This window comes from Streptosporangium sp. NPDC049644 (assembly GCF_040675205.1).
GTDB lineage: Bacteria > Actinomycetota > Actinomycetes > Streptosporangiales > Streptosporangiaceae > Streptosporangium > Streptosporangium fukuiense.
On sequence record NZ_JBFAOJ010000069.1, the window covers coordinates 23140 to 46537 of the forward strand.

At 71.2% G+C, this 23398-nt stretch carries 19 protein-coding genes; 4 read left to right on the forward strand and 15 right to left on the reverse strand.

Annotated elements, in window-relative coordinates; genetic code table 11:
* Nucleotides 1-141: 141 nt before the first annotated feature.
* Complete coding sequence (locus tag AB0J58_RS30760; RefSeq protein WP_364222348.1) at nt 142-1482, forward strand: sulfatase-like hydrolase/transferase; 1341 nt, start codon at nt 142-144, stop codon at nt 1480-1482.
* A 437-nt stretch (nt 1483-1919) separates the two neighbouring features.
* On the opposite strand, the gene AB0J58_RS30765 is transcribed toward AB0J58_RS30760, so the two are convergent.
* Together AB0J58_RS30765 and AB0J58_RS30770 are read right to left on the reverse strand one after the other, a co-directional pair.
* Nucleotides 1920-2555, reverse strand: coding sequence for a DedA family protein (locus AB0J58_RS30765; RefSeq protein ID WP_364222280.1), 636 nt, complete (start codon nt 2553-2555; stop codon nt 1920-1922).
* 348 nt (nt 2556-2903) lie between these two features.
* Entirely contained in the window at nt 2904-3533 is a 630-nt protein-coding gene (locus tag AB0J58_RS30770; protein ID WP_364222283.1) for a YigZ family protein, read from the reverse strand.
* A gap of 445 nt (nt 3534-3978) precedes the next feature.
* On the opposite strand from AB0J58_RS30770, the gene AB0J58_RS30775 reads away from it, so the two are divergent.
* Nucleotides 3979-4965: a sulfotransferase gene (locus AB0J58_RS30775; protein WP_364222285.1), complete on the forward strand. Its 987-nt coding sequence runs from the start codon at nt 3979-3981 to the stop codon at nt 4963-4965.
* A 227-nt stretch (nt 4966-5192) separates the two neighbouring features.
* On the opposite strand, the gene AB0J58_RS30780 is transcribed toward AB0J58_RS30775, so the two are convergent.
* The 3 genes from AB0J58_RS30780 to AB0J58_RS30790 form a co-directional block, all read right to left on the reverse strand.
* Complete coding sequence (locus AB0J58_RS30780; RefSeq protein ID WP_364222288.1) at nt 5193-6083, reverse strand: hypothetical protein; 891 nt, start codon at nt 6081-6083, stop codon at nt 5193-5195.
* A gap of 337 nt (nt 6084-6420) precedes the next feature.
* Nucleotides 6421-7743 (reverse strand): lanthionine synthetase LanC family protein, encoded by a 1323-nt coding sequence (locus AB0J58_RS30785; protein WP_364222291.1) that lies wholly within the window; start codon nt 7741-7743, stop codon nt 6421-6423.
* 111 nt (nt 7744-7854) lie between these two features.
* Nucleotides 7855-8658, reverse strand: a complete 804-nt coding sequence (locus tag AB0J58_RS30790) for an inositol monophosphatase family protein (RefSeq protein ID WP_364222294.1) — start codon at nt 8656-8658, stop codon at nt 7855-7857.
* A gap of 412 nt (nt 8659-9070) precedes the next feature.
* Between AB0J58_RS30790 and AB0J58_RS30795 the strand changes: the two genes are divergently transcribed.
* Nucleotides 9071-11377: an AAA family ATPase gene (locus AB0J58_RS30795; protein ID WP_364222297.1), complete on the forward strand. Its 2307-nt coding sequence runs from the start codon at nt 9071-9073 to the stop codon at nt 11375-11377.
* A 214-nt stretch (nt 11378-11591) separates the two neighbouring features.
* Here AB0J58_RS30795 and clpB read toward each other — a convergent pair whose 3' ends face one another.
* The 9 genes from clpB to AB0J58_RS30840 all read right to left on the reverse strand — a co-directional run bounded on the left by clpB (nt 11592) and on the right by AB0J58_RS30840 (nt 21222).
* Complete coding sequence (gene clpB, locus AB0J58_RS30800; RefSeq protein WP_364222300.1) at nt 11592-14198, reverse strand: ATP-dependent chaperone ClpB; 2607 nt, start codon at nt 14196-14198, stop codon at nt 11592-11594.
* Complete coding sequence (locus AB0J58_RS30805) at nt 14189-14623, reverse strand: chaperone modulator CbpM (RefSeq protein ID WP_343978299.1); 435 nt, start codon at nt 14621-14623, stop codon at nt 14189-14191. The genes clpB and AB0J58_RS30805 overlap by 10 nt, the downstream gene beginning before the upstream one ends.
* Complete coding sequence (locus tag AB0J58_RS30810; RefSeq protein ID WP_364222304.1) at nt 14620-15576, reverse strand: DnaJ C-terminal domain-containing protein; 957 nt, start codon at nt 15574-15576, stop codon at nt 14620-14622. The genes AB0J58_RS30805 and AB0J58_RS30810 overlap by 4 nt, the downstream gene beginning before the upstream one ends.
* Nucleotides 15576-16259, reverse strand: a complete 684-nt coding sequence (locus tag AB0J58_RS30815) for a nucleotide exchange factor GrpE (RefSeq protein ID WP_364222307.1) — start codon at nt 16257-16259, stop codon at nt 15576-15578. Before AB0J58_RS30815 ends, AB0J58_RS30810 begins: the two co-directional genes overlap by 1 nt.
* Nucleotides 16252-18150 (reverse strand): molecular chaperone DnaK, encoded by a 1899-nt coding sequence (gene dnaK / locus AB0J58_RS30820; protein WP_364222309.1) that lies wholly within the window; start codon nt 18148-18150, stop codon nt 16252-16254. Before dnaK ends, AB0J58_RS30815 begins: the two co-directional genes overlap by 8 nt.
* A 131-nt stretch (nt 18151-18281) precedes the next feature.
* Entirely contained in the window at nt 18282-18764 is a 483-nt protein-coding gene (locus AB0J58_RS30825; RefSeq protein ID WP_364222312.1) for a general stress protein, read from the reverse strand.
* 500 nt (nt 18765-19264) lie between these two features.
* Nucleotides 19265-19894, reverse strand: coding sequence for a response regulator transcription factor (locus AB0J58_RS30830; protein ID WP_364222315.1), 630 nt, complete (start codon nt 19892-19894; stop codon nt 19265-19267).
* 175 nt (nt 19895-20069) lie between these two features.
* The gene (locus tag AB0J58_RS30835; RefSeq protein ID WP_364222318.1) at nt 20070-20723 is read right to left on the reverse strand and encodes a histidine kinase; all 654 of its coding nucleotides are present in this window, start codon (nt 20721-20723) and stop codon (nt 20070-20072) included.
* A gap of 346 nt (nt 20724-21069) precedes the next feature.
* Nucleotides 21070-21222, reverse strand: coding sequence for a hypothetical protein (locus AB0J58_RS30840; RefSeq protein WP_364222321.1), 153 nt, complete (start codon nt 21220-21222; stop codon nt 21070-21072).
* Between the two features lie 12 nt (nt 21223-21234).
* Between AB0J58_RS30840 and AB0J58_RS30845 the strand changes: the two genes are divergently transcribed.
* On the forward strand, nt 21235-21633 hold the full coding sequence (locus AB0J58_RS30845) for a hypothetical protein (RefSeq protein ID WP_364222324.1): 399 nt from the start codon (nt 21235-21237) through the stop codon (nt 21631-21633).
* Nucleotides 21634-21672: 39 nt separating this feature from the next.
* On the opposite strand, the gene menD is transcribed toward AB0J58_RS30845, so the two are convergent.
* The gene (gene menD, locus AB0J58_RS30850; protein WP_364222327.1) at nt 21673-23331 is read right to left on the reverse strand and encodes a 2-succinyl-5-enolpyruvyl-6-hydroxy-3-cyclohexene-1-carboxylic-acid synthase; all 1659 of its coding nucleotides are present in this window, start codon (nt 23329-23331) and stop codon (nt 21673-21675) included.
* Nucleotides 23332-23398 lie beyond the last annotated feature (67 nt).

The following is a 23398-nucleotide window of genomic DNA, read 5'->3' on the forward strand; positions in this document are numbered from 1 at the left end:
ATCCGCGGTCGGCTGCTCAACACCACGCCCTGACGGGCGGGAGCGAGCGCGCGCTCAAGGGCGGACACATCACCGCGCCCGAAAGACCCGCCCATAGCTGTTCTCCCCTCATCATCGATCGGATCGGAGCATGACGTGAACATGTCTGGTTTACCCGGCAAGCACATCGTGTTGTTCATCTGCGACCAGATGCAGTACATGAGACAGGGGCGTGTCGATCCTCTGGCTCGGACGCCCAACCTCGACGCGCTCGCCGACGAGGGCGTTTTCTTCGACCGGTTCTACTGCTCGAACCCACAATGTTCACCGTCTCGCATGTCCCTGCAGACAGGCCTCCACCCCCACGAGGCCGGCGTGATGGTGATCTATGGCTTCGGTGGCCATACCGGCCACCTTGGCCCCAGGCACCGCACGATCGCGCAGGTCCTCAAGGAACACGGTTACCGAACCGCCTACTTCGGTAAGAGCCACTTCGGGTACCCGCTTGAGAAGCTCGGCTACGAGAAGGGGATCGAACGCGGTGGCGGAAGTTCCCTGGCCGTCGTGGACGAGGAGATCACTCGCGACGCCACGAACTTCCTGGCGAGCTACGACGCGACGGAACCGCTCTTCCTAGTGATATCCCTCCATCAGCCGCATCCTCCCTTCGAGTCCGTCGAGCCATACATCCGGTCGTTCGACCCGGAACAGATGCCGATTCCCCCCTCCTTCGCCGACGACCTGGCCGGCAAGCCCGAGTTCCAGAGAAAAAGAAGAGAGTCACCTGGAGGAGGCGTCACCAGGCAACAGTTGCGTCTTGAAATGGCGCAGTACTACTCAATGATCACCAAAGTAGACGAACTCTTTGGCAGAGTCCGTCACGCCCTCGAGGGCCGCGATCTTTGGAACGATTCGGTTATCGCGTTCACATCAGATCACGGCGACATGATGGGCGGCCACGGCTTGCGGCTGAAAGGCACGTTCCCGTACGAAGAACTCTTCCGTGTTCCTCTGATCATCAAGGCGCCCGGTGTCGCGGGTGGTGCCCGCACGGCGAGCCTCGGGGTGAACGTGAGCCTGCCCCGAACTCTGATGGAACTCGCCGGAGTGGAAGTGCCCGACGACTGGCCGAACCGCTCGGTCACCGATGTGGTGCTCCGGCGGGCAGAAGGTCCTGAGCAGGTCTTCATGGAGCACTACGGCGCCTACTGGGGGTGGCACCCGTTCCGGATGATCGTGACTCGTTCCTACAAGTACGTCTACTACTACGGCCCCGACGAGCCCGCTGAGGAGTTGTACGACCTTCAGCACGACCCCCGCGAGGAGCGCAACCTCGCCGCCGACACAACCTACGAGGATCTGAAGCGTCGGCTCAAAGCCAAGCTTGAGTTGTGGTGGCGCACTACGGACGGCAGGACGTTCGCATACTACGAATCAGCTGATTTCAAGCGGATCGACGCCGCGACCTTGGTCGACGACAACGAGCTTTGGGCCTTCACGTGAACCGGGGCCACCACGGTGTCGGCCGTGCGCTCAGGTTCCTTGGCGTGCGGTCGGGTTCGGTGGTTGCTCGTCTTGATTTCGGCGGCGGCCTCCGCGGCGACGGGGGCCGCCGCGGGGAGCGCCTGGCGCTCGGAGTCGGAGCGTGCGGCAAGGGCAGCGGCTTCAGGTCTCTCAGCACCTGCTGAGCCTGATCGTGGGCCTGCCGGAGAGGTTCATCGAGCAGTTCGGACGAGCGCCCCGATCGGCATGGCCGGCGCGACCAGGCGCTGTTGCACACCGTCGCGCAGGTCGCGCTCGATGCGCCTGCGCTCTTGATCGACCGCCGCCACGATGCCCGTCCGTGTACCGGCCGGTTCGGTGCGTTCCGGCCCCGGCCGAGAGGGCCCCGAGCGCGAGACCGGCAGGCGCCCGGCAGGCCCTGCTCAGCGGGTTCACGGTCAGGCGTGGTGCTTGCCCTTGCGCCTGTCGGACAGCCTGACGACCACGAAGACCAGCACGGCGAGGATCACGATGCCCAGCACGGCCTTCGAGACGATCCCCATGTAGTCCTCGACCAGCGACCAGTTCTCTCCCAGCAGGAACCCCGCCATCACGAACGCCGTGTTCCAGATGAGGCTGCCCAGGGTGGTGAGCAGGGTGAAGACGAGGATCGGCATCCGCTCGACCCCCGCCGGGATCGAGATGAGGCTCCGGAAGATGGGGATCATCCGGCCGAAGAAGACGGTCTTCCTTCCGTGCTTGGCGAACCACGCCTCGGTCTTCTCAATGTCGGAGACGCTGACCAGCGGCAGCTTGGAGGCGATGAACACCACGCGTTCGCGGCCCAGCACGGCCCCGACCCCGTACAGCGCCAGCGCGCCGATCACCGATCCCAGGGTCGTCCAGAGCACGGCGTCGAACAGCCCCATGTTCCCCTTGCTCGCGGTGAACCCGGCCAGCGGCAGGATCACCTCACTGGGCAGCGGCGGGAACAGGTTCTCAAGTGCGATCGCCAGCCCCGCCCCTGGCGCACCCAGGGTTTCCATAAGGTTGATCGCCCATCCGGCGACTCCGTCGAGATTCGGTGAACTCATAGGGACAAGGCTACGGAGAGTTGGATAGGGCGTGGATGAGGAATGCGCCCGTTCCCGCCTCGTGCACGCCACAGGGTTCGGCTGCGGAAAACCACAGGTGCCTGGAACCCCATCGCGGCGATCACGAAATCTCCGGGGTTCTCGCACGTCAGGGTGGGTGTTGGCCGGCCGGACGAGTGCGGCGGGCAGCGGCCGTCACGGCCCGGGAAAGGGCGGGCGCACCCGCCCTCCGGCGAGGCTCGCCACCCCCAACTGTGACCTATCCCACATTGACCGCCGCCGAAAAGTGGTTTGAGCCCATGCGGGGGACGTCTGGGTATCTTTACTCTTATACGGTCCGGCACCATTTCAGCTGTTTTTGAGATGGACCGTCTCGCCCTGCTCGATCCTGGCGCGGCCCGCGGTCAGCGTGGCGACCCAGCCGGGAAAGCCGGCCAGGTCACGCTCACGCACCGCGACGCGGAAGCCGACCTCCGCGCCGTAGCGGACCTCCCTGACCTCGTACGGCGAGATGCGCAGGTCGTTCTCCAGCCGCCCGGCCTGGACGTGGTCCACGGTCACTGTCATGACCCTTGCGGGCACCATCTCGACCAGCGGCGTGAGATCCAGCGTCTTGCCGACCGACGAGCCGTACGCGCGGACCAGACCTCCCGCACCGAGCTTCACCCCGCCGAAGTACCGGGTGACCACCGCCACCACGTCGGCGACGCCCCTGCGCAGCAGGGTCTCCAGCATCGGGGTGCCCGCGGTGCCACCGGGCTCACCATCGTCGTCGGCCCGCTGGATGCGGCGGTCGCCACCGATCACGTAGGCCGAGCAGTTGTGCGTGGCGTCACCGTACAGCCGTTTGCGGCCGGCGATGAACTCCCTGGCCTCTTCCTCCGAGGCGACCTGACCGACGGCGCACAGGAAACGGGAGCGTCTTATGTCGATCTCGTGCTCTGTCGTGTTCCGCGGAGTCAGATACGGGTCGGGCATTCGGCAAGGGTATCGGCGGGGTTCCCGGTTCGCTCCTTCGCGCACGCGTTTCCGGCCGCCCAGGAGGCGCCCCGATGCCGAAGCCCTCGCGGCGGATGGCCCGATGCTTGATCGCCGCCGCGGAAAGGGGCCCGGGACCGCGCTCGCCCGCCCTCCGGGAGTCCGGCGGGCCGCATCAGGATCGGAATACGGAACGGACGCCGCGTTTATTTACAACGCAACAAAAACCCCCTCGCGACGTCGAAATAGCAGAGAAGCACCTGGCGTTCATTGCATGAAACAGCGCGACTCACCTCCCATGAGCTGGGGATCAGGCGTCGGCGACTGGAACTCCCGCCAAGGGGCAGGCCTTTCGGGCACGACGACCCCGCGGTGGGACGCTTGCCTTCACCGGGAAAGGGGTTATATTTACCAATAATAATAGTAGGGATTGAGGGTAATAACGATGCCCCTGCCGAATTTCCTCACGATCGGTGCCCCTAAAACCGGGACCACCGCCCTGCACGCCGCACTGGCCCGGCACCCGGAGCTGTTCATGTCCCCGGTGAAGGAGCCGAAGTTCTTCCTCAGTGATGGCCCCCCTCCCACCAGGGGAGGCCCGGGCGACGTCCAGACCTACCGCGAGCACGTCTGGCGGCGCGAGGACTACGAAGCCCTGTTCGACGCGGCACCGCCGGGAACGCTCACCGGCGAGTCCACGCCGTTCTACCTCTACGACCTGGCGGCCCAGCGGCGCATCAGGAGGACCATCCCCGACGCCAGGCTCATCGTGGTGCTGCGCGACCCGGTGGAGCGCGCCCACTCCAACTGGACACATCTGTGGTCGGCCGGACTGGAGCCGATCGGCGACGTGCTGGAGGCCTGCGCCGAGGAGGAACGAAGGGTCACGGCCGGCTGGGCGCCGTTCTGGCACTACCTGGGGCTCGGCAGGTACGGCAGGCAGCTGGAACACCTGTTCACCCTGTTCCCCCGCGAGCAGGTGCTCGTCTACCGCTACCGCGACCTGGTCGACCGGCCCGCCGACACGCTGGACCGGATCTGCCGCTTCCTCGGCGTGGAGACCGGCGTCGTCACCGAGGTCCCCCGGGAGAACGTGACCGCCCATCCGGAGCCGACCCGCGGACACCGGATGCTGTCGCGGGCGTTGCGCGTGGGGTCGTCCGTGGGACGGTTCCTGCCGTCGCGGGTGAGCGTGGCGCTGACCGATCCACTGGAGCGCACGCTGCAGCGGCGGGCCCGCTCCCGCCAGCCGCTGACCTGGGACCAGCGGGAGAAACTGATCTCCCACTTCACCCAGGACGTGGCACTGCTGCAGAGGGTGACCGGCGAGGACTTCAGCGACTGGCTCCGCCCCCGCGAGCGCTCCGGCGGCCTGGTGGGCATCCGCCCCAACGGCCAGCGCCAGGCCCGCAACGGCCGCCCCCAGGTTTGACCATTCGCCGCGAGGTCGGCGAGCCGCCACGTCGCCGTGCGGGTGTTATCCCTGTTCCCCCTTCCGGGAGTCCCCGATTCGTCGGTGCGCGCCCGAGCCCCGTACCGGGCGGCACCGCCCGGTACGGGGCTCGTGGGCCTCACCGTTCGGACCTCACCGTGCCCGGCCGGGGCGTGATCGCCATGACCTCGCGCAGGTCGGCGGCCGTGCTCAGCGCAGCTCAGTGCTCAGCGCAGCTCGGTGCGGAGCTCGTGCGCCCCGTCCGCGCGGGTGTACTCGTAGTAGAGCCGCCGCCCGCCCTCCGGCAGGTCCACGATGTCCAGGTAGCGCAGGCCACCGCCCGCGTGCGGCGAGAGGGCGGCCGGCCCGGCGCCGACCGGGGTCAGCTCCGCCGGGTCGGTGCCGACCGCGACACCGGTCTTCTCCTCGTAGTTCTCCGCCGCCGTGGCCCTGCCGTCGTAGAAGGCCACCACCTGCTCCCCGAGGAAGCGGACCGCCGCCACCCGCGCCCCCCGGGCGTCCCAGTCTCCGGGCCGGCCGCTGAGCGCGGTGCCCTGCCAGGTCCACTCGATGCCGTCGGCGCTGGTGGCGTAGTCGGTCACCATCTGGTCGGCCTCGTCGTCCTCCGCCAGGGGGTGGCAGGAGGCCCACAGATGCCACACGTCGCCCCGCCGCACGATCACCGGGTCCTTGACGCCGGTCTTCGGATCGCCGGGTAGCACCACCTGCCGCTGCGAGGCGCGGAACCCGGACGGGTCGTCGGCCTCCAGCACCTCGACCCGCCAGTGCTTGGTGTCATAGGTGGCGCAGCTGAGGTAGAGCCGCCAGCGCCCTTCCGGTGTGCGGACCAGGGTGGGCCGCTCCAGTGACTCGGTGTCCATCTCCCGCCTGTCGATGGTGAGCAGGGTCTCGAACCGCTCGCCGTCGGTGGAGCGGGCGACGGCGACGGCGTAGCCGCGGCCCTCACCGACGGGGCGGCGCAGCCGGTAGGCGAGATAGATCAGCCCGTCGCTCGCCACGGCGCTCGGCGCACCGGCCCAGTTGCCCACGCCCGGCCGGGCCGGTTCGATCGCGACTGTGGAACGGCCCGGGTCGGGAAGAAAATCCTCGATCGTCACGACACCGAGATTAGGCAGGCCCTGGGTGGCACTCACGGAGAATCACCAATCATGGTCACGAGTTTTGTCACCCCTTGACGGCCAAAGGGTGCGTCGTTCTCGGGCCTCCGGCGTGGGAGGCGCGGCGGCCGCCGTCCCTCCACGGCCGGACCGGCACGATCGGGCGCGCGGGGGTGACACGGTCCGGATGCCGTGCGCGCCAGGGGACGGGACCGTGATGCCGGGACCCGCGAAGACCTCGATGCCGACCGTACAGGGTGGGGGGAGGTACGCGGGCCCGAGCCGTGCTCCCCCGCGATGATCGTCCGGTTCACCGGCGACGCGCCTTCCACGCTCTTCAGGACCGGCGGAGCGTCGCGCTCGGCAGCGGGATGGCGGGGAACGGGTTGTCCGGCGGCAGGATGAGCCGCCGGGCCTCCTGCGGGCGCGCGGTGGCGTCCAGGTGCAGGAGCGCGGCCCCGATGCCCGCGGCGCCGACCATGTAGCCGGTGTCGGCGGTGACCTCCCAGGGACGCAGCCGCCGGTAGGCCTGGTACCAGCGAGAGCCCCGGCCGTCGTGGCCGGTGGCCAGGCCGGTCAGGTTCTCCCCCAGCGTGCGGGCGAACTCCAGGTGCTGCGGGCGGCCGGTCGCCGCCCAGAGCCCGACGAACAGCTCCACCAGCCCGGCGATGCCGCAGCACTGGCAGGCCGAGTTCCAGTGGCCACCGCTCTGGCCGGCGGGGGCGCCGCTGCTGACGATCCCCCTGGCCAGCCGCTCGACCCAGTCGAGGTCTCCGGCGTCACCCGACACCCGGTACAGCTCGTAGAAGGTCCGGGCGACCCCCGCTGAGCCGGAGCAGAAGCCCAGGTAGTGCAGGTCGCGGCCCTGCGGGATGTGGTGCGGCACCAGCGCGCACCGCTCGGTCACGGCGCTGACCGCGCGGACGAAGTCGGCCCCCCTGCGAGAGCCGTCGAGAAAGCGGGTCTCGCCGGTCACGCCGTACAGGCGGGCGAGCAGGAAGGCGGTGCCGGCCGTGCCGGACAGGAACCCCGGGGTGACCGCGTCCAGCGGCAGGTCGGCGCAGGCGCCCTCGCCGAAGCGGTGGCCGGGGACGGCGAGTGCGGCGATGCGGGCGCCGGCCTCGACGGCGATCTCCTGGTAGGCGGGCACCCCCAGGATGCCCCCGGCGTGCAGCAGGCCGAGGATGATCCCGCCGTCGCCGCGCTGGGCGGGGTCACCGGTCCAGCCCAGGCCGCCGTCGATGGGGCGGGCGCTGCGCACGATGCGGTCGGCGACCGCGCCCGCCTCGACCTCGAAACCCCGTTCACCGGTGGCCCATCCGGCCTCGGCGAGGGCGAACATCACCCCGGCCAGACCGTGGTGGAGGGAGAGATCGGCCTGCTCCCGCCAGGTGGCGGCGAGATAGCGGGCCCCGGCCGCGGCGTCGTCCAGGTAGCCCTCCTCACCCGTGGCGGCGGCGAGCTCCAGGAAGAACAGGATGATCCCGGCCGCCCCCGAGTACAACGACAGGGGGTGGTCGGGCATCGCGGCCCGGCCCCGGGGGTCGGGGTTGGCCTGCCAGTGCCGTCCCCGCTCGTCGTCCACGGCCGCCGAGCGGATCCAGCGCGCGGCCCCGACCGCGGTGGCCAGCGGGCTCTTCGCCCCCGACTCCAGGCTCATGGCGGCTCCTTCGTACGGCGAGACAATCATGTTACCTGTATTTCCTACAGGATCAATAGGTAATGCGGTGACGCCTGCTCGTGGACCACGCGGGTCTCCCCTCGCCCGTGTTCAGGCCGAGCGGCCCGGGGGAACCAGATCGCTCATGACCGATCCCGCCAGATCGAACCCGCCGACATGGGCGAGGTAGCCGCCGGGTTCGAAGATCGATCCGTCCAGCGGGATGAACACTCCCCCCGCCTGCCGGACCAGCAGCGACCCCGCCGCCACGTCCCATGGGCTGACCCTACTGCCGTAGGCGACGTCCGCCCACCCTCCCGCGACATGGGCCAGCTTGAGCGCCGTGCTGCCCGGGCGGCGCGTGGAGGCGAACGACGCCAGCATCCGGCCGAACTGGCGCAGCACCTCCTCCCCGCCGTCGGCCAGCTCACGGGGGGTGGGATAACTGGTCAGCAGCATCGCCTCCCGATCGCGCGTGGCGCCGGCGCTGCGCAACCGCACGTCGTTGCACCAGGCCCCGCCCAGGTCGGCCCGGAACTCGTCGTCGCGCACCGGGTCGTAGACCACCCCGGCGACCACCTCGTCCCCGGCGGCGGCGGCGATCGACACGCAGAAGAAGGGCAGCCCGGCGGCGAAGTTCGCGGTCCCGTCGATCGGGTCGACGTACCAGCGGATCTCACCGGACCCCTCGCTGCCGCCCTCCTCGCCGATGACCGTGCTGCCCGGGACGCGCCTTTCGATGACCTCCCGGATGATCTCCTCCGCGGCGCGGTCGTGCTCGGTCACCGGATCGTGGAAGTCGCTCTTGGTCTCGACCGCGGGACGCGACCTGAACGCCTTGCGGAGCCGGTCGCCCGCCGCGCGGGCGGCCTCGACCGCGACGGCTGAGAGCTCTGTCGAGGTGCTCTGATCCATGCTTCCTCCATTGGCGCGATCGGGCCGCGCCGGTCGTCGACGCTCTCGGGAGCGGGCCGGACGGCAAGGATCCGGTGAGCCCGCAGACCGGCGCCGGAAGCCGCCCCGGCTCCCATCCTGTACGAGAAGGCACCCCCCTACCCACGTGGCGGGCGTCTCCGCGAGCCTCGGCCGTTTTTCGTCAGGACGTTCCGATCCCCGCCGGGGGCGGGACCCGTACGGAACGCACGCGGTGATCGCGCTCGGCGGGCATCGGCCAGAACGATTAGAAGTCGTACTTAAAGGTCAAATCTGTATCAAACAACCAGTAGTCGGGAGCATCCACCGCATGGCATTTCGCCCGATGGGGATGTCATACGGGTAATCACCGCTAAGAAAGCCTGGCGTATGACCCCAGATCCGAGACAAGACGATGCGCGGCCGGAGAGATGAACAGGCGGCGGTCCTCGCCCTGCTGGAAGGCGTCGCGTCCACGACAGGGAACGTCATGCTCGTCGAGGGCGAGCCGGGGATAGGCAAGACGCTGCTGCTCGGCGAGGCGGCCGGTCTCGCGGCCGCGCGGGGGACGGCGGTCGCGAGCGGACGGGCCGACGAACTGGGACGGCTGACACCGCTGGGGCCGCTGCTGTCGGCCCTGGAGGAGTCCCCGGCACCCCTGGCCGTGGCCAGGAACGCCGCCCCCGACGGTCCCGGCCTGCTGCTCTGGCTGGCCGAGCAGGTCAGGACCTCGCTGGAGAGAAGGCTGGGCGCGGGGCCGTTGCTGGTCACCCTGGACGATCTGCAGTGGGCCGATCCCGCCACGCTCATGGCCCTGCGCACACTGCCCTCGCGGCTGGCCGAACGGCCGGTGGCATGGCTGCTGGCCTGCCGCAGCACCCCGGCGCGCGGCGACGCCAGACGGCTGTTCGACCTGCTCGAAGAGGAGGGGGCCACCCGGACCGTACTGCGCCCGCTCGACGACGGCGCGGTCGCCGAGGTCTGCGCCGACATCCTGGGCGCGGCTCCCGGGAAGGATCTGGCGGCACTGGCCGCACAGGCCGGCGGCAACCCGCTGCTGCTGTCGGAATATCTCACCGGACTGTGCGAGGAGGGCGCCGTCCTCGTGCGGGACGGCGTCGCCCGGCTGGCCGAGACCACTCCGGCCGGAGCCGAGCTGCCCCTGCGGGTGCACACCGCCGTCCGGCGGCGGCTGAACGAGCTCGGCGCCAAGACCAGGTACCTGCTGGAGGCCACGGCGGTGCTCGGGCGCTCGTTCTCACCGGCGTACGCGGCCGAGATGCTCGGCGAGACCCCGGCCGCACTGCTTCCCGCGCTGGAGGAGGCCCTGGCCGCGGGCGTGCTCGTCACCACCCCCGACGAGCTGGCGTTCAGGCACGAACTGCTGTGGCGCTCGGTCGTCGAGAGGGTGCCCCAACCGGTGCGGCGAGCGCTGCGCGAACAGGTCGAGCGCGCCGCCCGGCCCCGCCCGGCCCGTCTGACCGGGGGCGGCGGCGCCGGGACGCTGACGGACCTGGCCCTGCTGGCCTGGGACGAGGGCAGGCTCTCGTACGGACTGGACCTGGCGCGTGAGGCCGTGGAGCAACCGGCCGGTGGACGGCGGCGGCAGCAGCCCCGGGCCGTGCTGGCCTCGATGCTGATCGACCTCTGGCTGCTGGAGGAGGCGGAGGCCACGACGGAGATCGCCGCGGCCGAGGCCGAGGGCGAACCGGCCTGGGCCGCGGAGATCCCCGTCCTGCGCGCCCGCCTGCACCTGGCCGCGGGCAGGCTCGGCAGCGCGATCGAGCACGCGGAGGCCGCTCTGGCCGCCGCCGGGATCCTGGGCGCCCCGTTACCGGCCTCCTCGGCCCTGTCGGTGCTCGGCACCGCGTCACTGCGGGCGGGCGACCTGCCGGGGGCCGTCAGGTACATGGAGAGGAACCTGGTCGGGGCGGCGCGAGGTCTGCCCCCGCGCACGTGGCTGCGCTCGGAGCTGGTGGCCGGTCGGATCAACGAGGCGCGCGACGGAGCCACGGGCGGGATGAGCTCGCTCGGCGGGCTGTACGACGCGCTTCCCCGGCACACCGGGGCGCTGACCAGCGAGCCCACCGCCGCGGCCTGGCTGGTGCGGCTGGCCATGGCGACGGGTCAGCGGCACCGGGCCGACGCCGTGGTCGACGCGGCCGAGGGCATCGCCCGGCGCAGCCCCGGCCTGCCCAGCCCGTCGGTGGCCGCCGACCACGCCCGTGGACTGCGGGAGGGCGACCCCGAGGCGCTGGGCCGCGCGGTGGCCGGGCACGGCGATCCGTGGGCCAGGGGGTCGGCGGCGGAGGATCTGGGCGTGCTGCTCGGCGCGGACGACGGCTGCCGGGACCCGGCCGTGCAGAACCTCAAGATCGCGCTCGCCTGCTACGGCGCGATGGGGGCCGTCCGTGACGCCGCCCGGGTACGAGGCAGGCTGCGGCTGCTGGGCGAGCGGCGCCGCCACTGGGTCAGGACCGCCCATCCCACCTCGGGATGGGCCAGCCTGACCGGCACCGAGCAGGCCGTCTGCGACCTGGTCTCCCAGGGGCTGACGAACCGGAACGCCGCCGAGCAGATGTTCATCAGCGAGCACACGGTCGCCTTCCACCTGCGGCAGGTCTTTCGCAAGCTGGGCATCCACTCCCGGGTCGAGCTGGCCAGGCTCTCCGCCGAGGAGGGCGTCCACCACGGCCACCGAGACCTCCGCGAAGACCCCTGAGCGCCCCTCCCGGACGCGGTTCACCTGGGCCGTCTCCCTGGCGAGGTGCTCGTGGATCGGCCGGGCCACCGTCGCTTCTCCCCCGCGGCTTTCGACCGCCTCGGCGATCCGGGACGGCGCGCTGCCGCGGTCGCCGCGCCGCGACCGTGGGGGTCCGGCTCCCCTTCCCGCAGTTCCGGCATCGCACGATATCTGGTGACGTTGCCGGTTCTCCTCATCGGTAGGTGACGTCGAGCTCCCCCTCGGCGAGGTCGACCCGGACCACGCCCCCCTCGTACGCCTCCCCGGACAGCAGTGCGCGGCCGATGCGCGTCTCGACCTCCCTGGAGATGAACCGGCGCAGCGGGCGGGCGCCGTAGACCGGGTCGTAGCCGCGCTCGGCGATGTACCTGAGCGCCGCCTCGGTGACGTCCAGCCGGATCCCCCGCTGTTCGAGACGGGTCCGCAGCTCGGCGAACATCAGGCCGACGATGCGCTCGATCTCCTCCATGGTGAGCGGCTTGAAGATCACGATGTCGTCGACGCGGTTGAGGAACTCGGGGCGGAAGTGCGCGCGCAGCTCGGCCATCACCCGCTGCTGCGCCTCCTCCTCGATCTCTCCGCTCGGTGTGACGCCCTCGAGGAGGTAGACGGAGCCGATGTTGGAGGTCATGATCAGGACCGTGTTGCGGAAGTCGACGGTCCTGCCCTGCGCGTCGGTGAGCCGCCCGTCGTCCAGCACCTGCAACAGCGTGTTGAAGACATCCGCGTGCGCCTTCTCCACCTCGTCGAAGAGCACCACGGAGTACGGCTTGCGCCGCACGGCCTCGGTCAGCTGGCCGCCCTCCTCGTACCCCACGTAGCCGGGGGGCGCGCCGACGAGGCGGCTGACGGTGTGCCGCTCCTGGTACTCGCTCATGTCGATGCGGATCATGTTGTCCTCGGTGTCGAAGAGCGCCTCCGCGAGCGCCTTGGCCAGCTCGGTCTTGCCGACGCCCGTCGGTCCCAGGAAGATGAACGACCCGATCGGGCGGCGCGGGTCCTTGATGCCGGAACGGGCCCGGATGACGGCGTCGGCCACCAGCCGCACCGCCTCGTCCTGGCCGATCACCCGCTCGTGCAGGACCTGGTCGAGCCGGAGGAGTTTCTCCCTCTCGCCCTCCTGCAGGCGGCTCACCGGGATGCCCGTCCACCGGGAGACGATCATCGAGATCTCGTCGTCGGTGACGACCTCGCGCAGCAGGCGCGCCGTCCCCTGCTTGGCGAGCAGACGCTCCTCCTCCGCCTCCAGCCGCCGCTCCAGGTCGGGCAGCCTGCCGTGCCGCAGCTCCGCGGCACGGTTGAGGTCGTAGTCGCGTTCGGCCCGATCGGCGTCGGCGCGTACGTGTTCGATCTCCTCGCGCAGGTTCTGGACCGCGCGTAGCGCGTGCCGCTCGGCCTCCCACTGCGCCCGCATGGCGTCGGCCTCGGCGCGCACGTCGGCGAGCTCCGCGCGCAGCTCCTCCAGGCGGACTCCGCTCGCGAGATCCTCCTCCTTGGCGAGCGCGGCCTCCTCGATCTCCAGGCGCATCACCCTGCGGGTGAGCTCGTCGAGCGCGGCGGGCATCGAGTCGATCTCCGTGCGGAGCATCGCGCACGCCTCGTCCACCAGGTCGATGGCCTTGTCCGGCAGGAAGCGATCGGAGATGTAGCGGTGGCTCAGCACGACGGCGGCCACCAGCGCGCTGTCCTGGATCTTCACCCCGTGAAAGATCTCCAGGCGCTCGCGCAGGCCGCGCAGGATGGAGATGGCGTCCTCGACCGAGGGCTCGTCGACCATCACCGGCTGGAACCGGCGCTCCAGCGCGGCGTCCTTCTCGATGTGCTTGCGGTACTCGCCGAGGGTCGTCGCCCCGATCATGTGCAGCTCGCCGCGGGCCAGCATGGGCTTGAGCATGTTGCCCGCGTCCATGGCGCCCTCGGCCGCTCCGGCGCCCACCACGGTGTGCAACTCGTCGACGAAGAGCAGGATCCGCCCCTCGGCGGCCTTGACCTCGTTGAGCACGGCCTTGAGGCGCTCCTCGAACTCGCCCCGGTACTTCGCCCCGGCCACCAGCGAGCCCATGTCGAGGCTGAAGACCGTCTTGCCCTTGAGTCCCTCCGGCACGTCCCCGTGGCTGATCCGCTGCGCGAGGCCCTCCACGATGGCGGTCTTGCCGACACCGGGGTCACCGACCAGTACCGGGTTGTTCTTCGTCTTGCGGGACAGGATCTGCACGACGCGGCGGATCTCGGCGTCGCGCCCGACGACCGGGTCGAGCTTGCCCGACAGGGCGTCGGCCACCAGGTCGCGCCCGTACTTCTCCAGCGCCTCGTACGCCACCTCGGGCATCGCGGACGTCACCCGCTGGTTGCCGCGGACCGCGGTGAGCGCCTTGAGGAAGCCGTCCCTGGTCAGCCCCTGATCGTGCAGCAGTCTCCCGGCGGAGCTCGAACTGCCCTCCTCCAGCAGGGCGATGAGCAGGTGCTCCACCGACACGTACTCGTCCTTGAGCCGGTCGGCCTCCCGCTTGGCCGCGTCCAGCAGGCGGGAGAGCCGCTGCGTCACATAGACCTGACCCGGCGCGGCACCTGGGCCGCTCACCTTGGGGCGGCGGCCCAGCTCCGCCTCCAGATCGTCCCTGAGCCTGTCGGTGTCGACGTTCGCGTACGAGAGCAGGCGGGGTATCAGCCCCTCCGGCTGGTCGAGCAGCGCCAGCAGCAGGTGCTCGCCGTCCACCTCGGTGTGCCCGAAGCGCAGCGCCTTGGTCTGCGCGTCGTGCAGCGCCTCCTGCGACTTCTGGGTCAGCTGGTTCATGTCCACGGCGAGCCTCCGGTGAGTCGGGAACGCCCACGCTGGGCGGCCTCCAGCTGGGCGATGCGGTCCAGCAGGTCGAGCACGAGGCCGAGCGCGGCGTAGTTGATCGAGAACCCGGCCCGCAGCCGCCGGATCCGCGCCATGGTGAGCACTTCGGGAGGCGGGAACCACAGGTGCCCGGCGGAGTCGGTCCCGGCCTCGAGCAGGCCCAGCCTGACAAGGCGTCGCACCAGCTCGGGGTGGGTCCCCGTCGCACTGGCGAACGTCTCCAGATCCAGGCGCTCGGGCCTGGTGAGCTGATAGGTCCGCTCCACTCCGCCCGACGCCCTCCCCGGGCGGGAGACGGAGCCCCCGGCCGAGGCCGCCCCCCGCGGGCCGGAGGGCCGCGCCCCCGGGTGGGGCGGCCTGCGCTCCGGGAAGGGATGGGTCATCGCCGTCTCCTCGGATCGAACGTGGAGACAGCGGCGAGCTGCTCGAACAGCCGCCGCTCCTCCTCCGACAGCCGGGCCGGAACCATGATCCGCACCTCGGCGTACAGGTCGCCCGCCTTGTTCTGGGGACCGGGCATCCCCCTGCCGCGCAGCCGCAGCCGCTTGCCGCTGGAGGTGCCCGCCGGCACCTTGACCTTGGCCTCGCCTGCGGGGGTGTCGATCGCGACGGTGGCGCCGAGCGCCGCCTCCCACGGGGTGACCTGGAGCAGGACGTGGATGTCTCGCCCCGAGACCCGGTACCGGGGGTGCGGCGCGATCCTGACGATCAGGTAGAGGTCGCCCGCGGGTGCCCCGTCGCCGCCCCTTCCGCCCTGCCCGGCCAGCCTGATGCGCTGCCCCTCGGAGACGCCCGCGGGAATCTCGACCCGCAGCGTGCGCGAACCGACGGTGATCGAGTGGCGGCCGCCCCGGTAGGCGTCCTCGACGCTCAGCTCGATCTCGGCCTCCTGGTCGGCGCCGGGGATCGGCCCCCAGCCTCCGCCGGCCCTGCCTCCCCGCGCTCCCCGTCCGGAGAACAGCCCTTCGAGAAGGTCGTCGAGGTCGATCCCCTCCCCGAAACCGGCCTGCCCCGTGGCCCTGCCCCCGCCGGCACGGCCCGCCCCCGCGCCGGCCCGCGTACGGCGGCCCTGGGCGCGCGCCCATGCCTCGGGGTCCACGTCCTCGGGCACCTGGCGGAAGTTCGGCCCGAACGCGTCGTAGCGGCGCCGGGTCGCGGGGTCGGACAGCACGCTGTACGCCTCGGAGACCTCCTTGAAGCGGTCCTCGGCGGCCGGGTCCTTGTTGACGTCGGGGTGGTTGACCCGCGCCAGCTTGCGGTAGGCGCGCTGGATCTCCTCCTGGCTCGCGCCCCTCCGCACCCCGAGGATCTCGTAGAAGTCGCGCTCGGGGGGCATCAGTCCCCCTTGGCCACCACGACCAGCGCGGGCCGTAGCTGTTGTTCGCCATCTCCGTAGCCGGGCCGCACCACCTGCAGGACCGTGCCGTCGGGCACGCCCTCCCGCGGGAGCACGGCCACCGCCTCGTGCCTGGCCGGGTCGAAGGCGGCGCCGACGTCGTCGCGGCGCGGGTAGCCGAGGCGGGAGAGCACCTCCTGCGCCTGGTCCCTGATCGCCCGCATCCCGTCGACGATGGAGGCGGGGTCGGTCTCCGCGTGCTCCAGCGCGCGGTCCAGGTTGTCCAGTACGGGCAGCCATTCGGTGGCGGCCCGCGCCCGCTCCTCCTCCCGCATCCGCCCGGTGTCCCTGCTGACGCGCTTGCGCAGGTTGTCAAGGTCGGCGAGGGCGCGCCGCCAGCGGTCCTGCAGGTCGCTCACCAGGGCCTGGAGCTCCTCGACCCGGGCCGCCAGGTCGGCGGCCGGGGCGGCCTCTGGCTCCCCGCGCGCCTCCTGGGCATGCGGTCCTTGACCGTGCTGTTCTTGACCGCGCCGTTCTTGCGCATGGGTCTTCCCGCCGTGCTCCTCCTGGCCGCCTGGCCGGTCCCGGTCCTTGCCCGGCCCCTCGGCGCCGGGCCGGCCCTGGGCCCGCGGATCCGGCTCACGACCAGGGACGTGGCCGCCCTGCCCGGCTGTCTCACTCATCGGTCGTGAACTCCGCGTCGATGACGTCGTCGTTCCCGCCGGCACCCGCCTGACCGCCCGGAGCCCCGGTCGTGCCCTTCCCCGGGCCGGAGGCGCCGGAGGCCGACGCGCCGAGGCTATGGTAGACCTGCTGGAGCTCGGCGGTGAGCGAGCGGACCCGGTCGAGCGGGGCCTCCTGCTTGATCGCCTCGCGGGCGTCGTTCACCAGCATCTCGCCCCGCGCCTTCTCATGGACGGGCACCGACTCCCCCAACTCGGCCAGGCGGTGCTCCACCTGGTAGGCGGCGCTGTCGAGCTCGTTGCGCGCGTCGATGACCTGCCGCATCCGCTGGTCCTCCTCGCGGTGCCGCTCGGCGTCGGCGACCATCCGCTCGACCTCACCGGTGTCCAGGTTCGAGCTCTCGCTGATCGTGATGCGCTGCTCGGCGCCGGTGTCCTTGTCCTTGGCCGAGACGTTCAGGATCCCGTTGGCGTCGATGTCGAAGGTCACATCGACCTGCGGCACGCCGCGCGGAGCGGGCCTGATGTTCTCCAGCCGGAACCGGCCGAGGGAACGGTTGTCGGCGGCGCGCTCGCGCTCGCCCTGCAGCACGGCGACGTCCACGGCGGTCTGGTTGTCCTCCGCGGTGCTGAACACCTCGGAGCGGCGGGCCGGAATGGTGGTGTTGCGCTCGATGACCTTCGTCATCACCCCGCCGAGCGTCTCGATGCCGAGGGAGAGCGGCGTCACGTCCAGCAGCACGACGTCCTTCAGCTCGCCCTTGATGACGGCGGCCTGGACCGCCGCGCCCAGCGCCACGACCTCGTCGGGGTTGACCGTCATGTTCGGGTCCTTGCCACCCGTCATGCGGCGCACCAGGCTCTGCACCGCGGGCATCCTGGTCGAGCCGCCCACCAGGATCACCTCGTCGATGTCGTCGGCGGTGAGCTTGGCGTCGGCCATGGCCTGCTGGATGGGGGGCTTGCACCGTTCGAGCAGGTCGGCGGTGATCTCCTCGAAGGTGGAGCGCCGCAGCGTGGCGTTCAGGTGTTTGGGGCCCGAGGCGTCCGCCGTGATGAAGGGCAGGCTGACCTGCGTCTGGCTGACCGCCGACAGCTCGACCTTGGCCTTCTCCGCGGCCTCGAAGAGCCGCTGCAGGGCCTGGGGATCCTGGCGCAGGTCGATGCCGTTGTCCCGCTGGAACTCGTCGGCGAGGTGGTCGACGATGCGCCGGTCGAAGTCGTCACCGCCCAGATGGGTGTCGCCCGCGGTCGCCCGTACCTCGACGACGCCGTCGCCGATGGCGAGGATGCTGACGTCGAAGGTGCCGCCGCCCAGGTCGAAGACGAGCACGGTCTCGTTCTCCTTGCGGTCGAGGCCGTAGGCGAGAGCCGCCGCGGTCGGCTCGTTGACGATCCGCAGGACCTCCAGGCCGGCGATCTTCCCCGCGTCCTTGGTGGCCTGGCGCTGGGAGTCGTTGAAGTACGCGGGCACGGTGATGACCGCCTCGGTGATCTTCTCCCCCAGGAACTTCGAGGCGTCGTCCACCAGCTTGCGCAGCACGGCCGCGGCGATCTCCTCCGGCGCGTACAGCCTCTCGTGGATCTTGAAGCGGACGGCACCGTCCGGACCTGGGACGACGTCGAACGAGACGGCGTTCAGCTCGCTGGTGACCTCGTCGTAGCGGCGGCCGATGAAGCGCTTGGCCGAGTAGATCGTTCCCTTGGGGTTCAGGATCGCCTGACGGCGGGCAAGCTGCCCGACCAGGCGCTCACCGTTCTCGGTGAACGCCACGACCGACGGCGTCGTCCGCACCCCCTCGGCGTTGGGGATCACCGTGGGCTTGTCGCCCTCCATCGTGGCGATCACCGAGTTGGTGGTGCCGAGGTCGATTCCAACTGTTTTAGGCATGCTGATCTCCTGTGGACATGACGGCATCGCCGCCCCGATCCTCGGGCCCGGCCGCTCCACGCCCCGGTGAGTCCGGTGATCCAGGTGGCGGGCACGGCACGCCGGCGCGGGCCCTGCTCAGGGAGCGCCGATCAGATCTGTTGTGGCATCTGCGGGGGCATGCCCACGTTGAGCAGCCTGCGCGCCTCGGCGGCGTACGGGCTCTCCACCAGCACCTCGTAACGGTCGGCGACGATCGAGCTCGACGAAAGGAAGTCACGCTTGCCCCCGGTGAGCGCGTGACCGATCAGTCCGAAGATCGCTCCGGCCACGGCCCCCCAGATCAGGCCCCACAGGACCAGGACGAAGGGGAAGCGCCCCGGAGTGAAGATCGCGAAGAACAGGCCGATCAGCAGGCCGAACCAGGCACCGGCACCGGCCCCCATCCACGCGGCGCGAAGGTAGGTCAGCCGCCCGAGCACCCTCTCGACGAGCCGGAGTCCGACTCCGACGATCAGGGCGTGCTCGACCGGGAACTTCTGGTCGGAGAGCTGGTCCACGGCACGCTGGGCCTCGGCGTAGGCGCCGAAACCCGCCACCGTCTCATGGGCCTTCAAGGTGACATCCGATGGCATGGCACTTCCCTTCAACGGGTACCCGCGAAGTGGATCCTTACCCGCTCACCGTGCCTCTCGGGACGGCGCCCTCACATCCCCAGATCTGACAGTCTTGAAGCGCTCCCCACGGATGAATCCGGGGATTCCAGCCGTCCCAACCGTGCGGCTCTGCGCATGGTCGCGACGCTGTTGCTTGGCGGTTCACCTTCCGGCCCCGTTTAGGCGGGTTTCCACGCCCCAGCCCACGATCCCGTTCCGGGTGACGCGGGCTCCGCCCTCCCGGCGGTGAGTAACGGCCAAGGTTGCGAGCTTGGTTATCGCTCACGCGTTCGACCGCGACTGACTGTACCGGCGCGTGGTGAGCTGACGCAGCCGGTTCCGGTCAAACCACGCTCAGGCGCTGGAGCGCCTTCCCGCGCCGGGCTTACCCCCATAGCTGAAGCCAGGGGTCCGCGCCCGGCATCTCCGGTCGCCATCGTGGCACGTCCCCGCCCCCTGCCCCACCCACACCGCCATGGTCACTCAGGTCCCAGCCCGTGCCGGAAGGCGTACGTCACGGCCTGGGCGCGGTCCCGCAGCCCCGCCTTGGCGAAGAGGTTGTTGATGTGGGTCTTGACCGTCGCCTCGGAGACGAACAGCGCTCCGGCGATCTCCGCGTTCGAATGGCCCACCGCTATCAGTCGTAGCACCTCGCTCTCACGGCGGGTGAGCCCGTCGGGCAGGTCCGGCGCGCGGCGGTTCACGGTCACCGCCTCGGCCAGCCGCCGCTGGATGCCGGGGTCGAACTGGGCCTGTCCCTCGACCACGGTCGCGATGGCCGAGGCCAGGGACTCGGCGTCGGTGTCCTTGGTCAGGTAGCCCCGCGCCCCGGCACCCAGCGCGGCGAAGACCGACTCGTCGTCGGAGTACGTCGTCAGGACCACCACGTGGACCTCCGGGTGAGCCGCCCTGATCCTGCGGGTCGCCTCCACCCCGTCCATCCGGGGCATCCGCAGATCCATCAGGACCACGTCGGGCCCGAGCTCACCGACGAGCCGGACCGCCTCCCCGCCGTCGGCCGCCGCGCCGACGACCTCGACACCGGGCAGCAGCACCAGCCCCTCGCGCACCACCGTCTGATCGTCGGCCACCAGCACCCGCACGGTCACCTCGACACCCCCGCGTCCCTCGACTCCGCCCGTGCTCTGTGGCGTCTTCCCCGCCGAGGTGGAACCGTGCCGCGGCCACGCGCCGCCTCCCCCACCCCCGCATCGGGGCCCGCACCGGCGTGAACCGTCCACGGCGCGGTGCCCACCCCCGAGACGGCATCGCGCCGTGAGCGGCTCACGCCGGGACCCGCAGGAGGACCCTGAAGCCCTCCGTACCCGGCCTCGCGGCCAGTGACCCGCCGATCAGCTCGGCCCGCTCGCGCATCCCCACCAGCCCGTCCCCTCCCCCCGATGACGACAGCCGGCCCGGCGGGCCACCCGTGTCGCACACCTCCAGCTCACACCAGCCCTCGACGCGGCGCAGCGCCACCGAGACCGCGGCGCCCGGCGCGTGCTTGCGCACGTTCGTCAGTGCCTCCTGGGCGGTCCTGGCCACCGCCAGCCGGGCTCCGGCCTCCAGCGAGTCGAGGCTCCCGGTGACCGAGACCGTGCAGGGCGCCCCGGTCACCGACCGGAACTCCACAGCCAGCCGCTCCAGCCGCTCGGCCAGCGGCAACTCCTCCCCGCGCAGCCCGTCGAGCGCCCGGCGGGTCTCCTCCAGCCCGGTCCGCGCCAGGCGCACCGCCCGCTCGACCCGGTCGAGCGCCGCCGCCGGATCGTCGCCCCGCTCCAGCAGCAGCCGCGCACCCTCCAGATGGACGATCTGCGCCGACTGCGAGTGCGCCAGGATGTCGTGGACCTCCCTGGCCAGCCGCGCCCGCTCAGCGAGCACGGCCTCGCCCGCCCGCGCCTCGGCGAGTGCCGCTCCGTGCTCCCTGATCGTCTTCACATGCCGTCGGCTTCTCGGCCCTGAAGGGACCGAGCTTGCAGTTCCTCGCCGTACCTGGCAGGTACGGTTCAGACCGCGTCGTCGGCAGCGTGACTCACTGCCCTGTGCTTCCTCCCGGCCCTGAAGGACCGGGCTTCCGCGCTGTAGGTGTTTGGTGAAGGTGACCGGATGAGCCGCCTGATCCGCGCCGAGCTGTTCAAGGCCCGCGCGAGCCGCGTCACCTGGATCCTCGTCGCGCTGGCCCCCCGCTGTGCGTACTCTGGGCGGGGCTGATGGTCGCGACGGCGGAGTCGGGCGGCGCGACGGCGCCGCAGATCGAGAACGTCTACAACATGGCCCAGCAGTCCTATGTCTTCGCCCTGATCCTCGGTGTCCTGGGCATGGCCGGGGAGAACCGCCACCAGACGATCACCTGGCAGTTCCTGGTCACCCCCCGGCGGGAGAGGGTGGTGGGGGCGAAGCTGGCCGCGTACGGGATCGTCGGGCTGCTCGTCGGCACGGTGTCGGCACGGTGTCGGCGCTGGTCACGCCGGCGGCGGGCCTGGTCATGCTCGGCCTGGCCGGTCATCCCGCCTGGACTCCACGGGTGCCGGTGGTACTGCTCGGCTCGGTGCTCAGTGTCGTCCTGTACGGCCTGCTCGGAGTGGGCCTCGGAGCTCTGCTCCGCAACCAGGTCGCGGCGGTGGCGGTGGCGCTGGCCTGGTTCATGTACGCCGACTACCTGCTCACCATGCCGCTGCCCGGCCTGGGCCGGTGGCTGCCGACCGGGGCGGCCCGCGCCCTGGGCGGCATGAACATGCGGGGCGGTGAGCTGCTGCCCGCCTGGGGCGGCGGGCTGCTGTTCGCCGGCTATGTCGTGGTGATCGTGCTGGCCGCCCGCGCGCTGACGCTCCGCCGCGACATCACCTGATCTCGCCGTACACCGACGCGGGTGCGGGCGGAGGGAGCGTCAGGACATGACCTCGCGGACGGCGGCGTGGGCCGCGTCGCGCATCATGCCGTGCAGCATCGCGTTGGACTCCCGCTCCGTCCGCACCTCGACGATGCGCAGCCCCTCACCGCGCAGCGCCTTCACCAGCTGGCCCGGCTCGTTCACGAAGGTGTACGGCGTGCCGGTGGCGGCTGCCACGTAGCCCAGGTCCACCCCGTGCGTGGTGCCGAAGATCCGCTCGAAGGGGTCGCGGAGCGTGGCCTGGGGAAGCAGCGAGAAGATCCCGCCGCCGTCGTTGTTCACCACGACCAGGCAGAGGTCGGGGCGGGGCTCGCGAGGGCTGAGGACCAGCCCGTTCTGGTCGTGCAGGAAGGTCAGATCGCCCATCAGGGCGTAGGAGGGGCCGTTGTGGGCGAGGGCCGCACCCATCGCGGTCGACACGACGCCGTCGATTCCCGCCGCTCCCCGGTTGGCCAGGATCCGCAGTCCCCGCCGGGAGCGCATCGCCTGGTCCAGGTCGCGGATCGGCATGGAGGAGCCGGAGAACAGCAGGGACCCGTTGGGCAGCGCGTCCACCAGGTCGCGGGCCAGGCGCGGCTCGCTGAGCCCGGCCCCGTCCAGCACGTCGTCGATCGCGGTCCTGGCCGCCGTCTCGGCGCGACGCCAGGAGTGCAGCCACGTGTCGTCGCCCGCCGGGATCGGGATCTCCACCACCTGGGCGGCCTGGGTGGCCGAGCGGGTCGGGTCGGGCCAGCGGGTCATGTCGGCGGCGACCACGATGTGCTCGTCCGCGTGACTCAGCCAGTTGAGCAGCGGCCGTGACAGCCCGGGACGGCCCAGGGTGACCACCACGTCCGGCCGGTGCCGGTCGGCGAACTCCGGGGTGCCCAGGAGGAAGTGGTAGGTGGACATCGCGTGGTCGCCGTAGCGGGCACCGCCGTTGGGCTCCGACAGGACGGGCCACCCGGCCATGCCCGCCGCCGCCACGTATCGGCGCACGTTGGTCGCGCCGTCACCGACGACGAGCACGCCCCGCCGGGTCGGCGGCAGGTGCAGCGCCACCGACGGGGAGCCCACTCTGGCGCGGATCCACGGCCCCGGCGCGTCGCTCTCCAGGGACTCGCACCAGGAGAGGTCGCCGTCAGGGATCAGCGGCTCCCGGAAGGCCACGTTGAGGTGGACCGGGCCCGGGTCGTAGGGGCCCAGCGCGCGCTGGTAGGCGCGACAGGCCAGCGACCGCCAGTAGGCGACCTGCCCCGGCCGCTCCTCGGGCACGCCGACCTCGCTGAACCAGCGGACGGCCGTGCCGTACAGCTTGATCTGGTCGACGGTCTGGCTCGCGCCGGTGTCGCGCAGCTCGGGCGGGCGGTCGGCGGTGAGCACCAGCAGCGGCACCCCCGACTCGTGCGCCTCGATGACGGCCGGATGGAAGTTGGCCGCCGCGGTGCCGGAGGTGCAGATCAGCACGACCGGCCGCTCACTGCGGCGGGCCAGCCCCACCGCGAGGAAGGAGGCCGAGCGCTCGTCCACCCGCACGTGCAGCCGGATACGGCTGTCGGCGTGCACGGCGAGGGCGAGCGGCGCCGAGCGCGACCCCGGCGCGAGCACCACGTCCGTGACACCGCAGCGGGCGAGCTCGTCGACCAGCACGGTCGCGAGCGCGGTCGCGGGATTCACGCATCGCCTCCTTAACTCCGCACCCGGGGGTAGGTCCATCCCGAGGCGCGCGAAACCGACCTCGCCT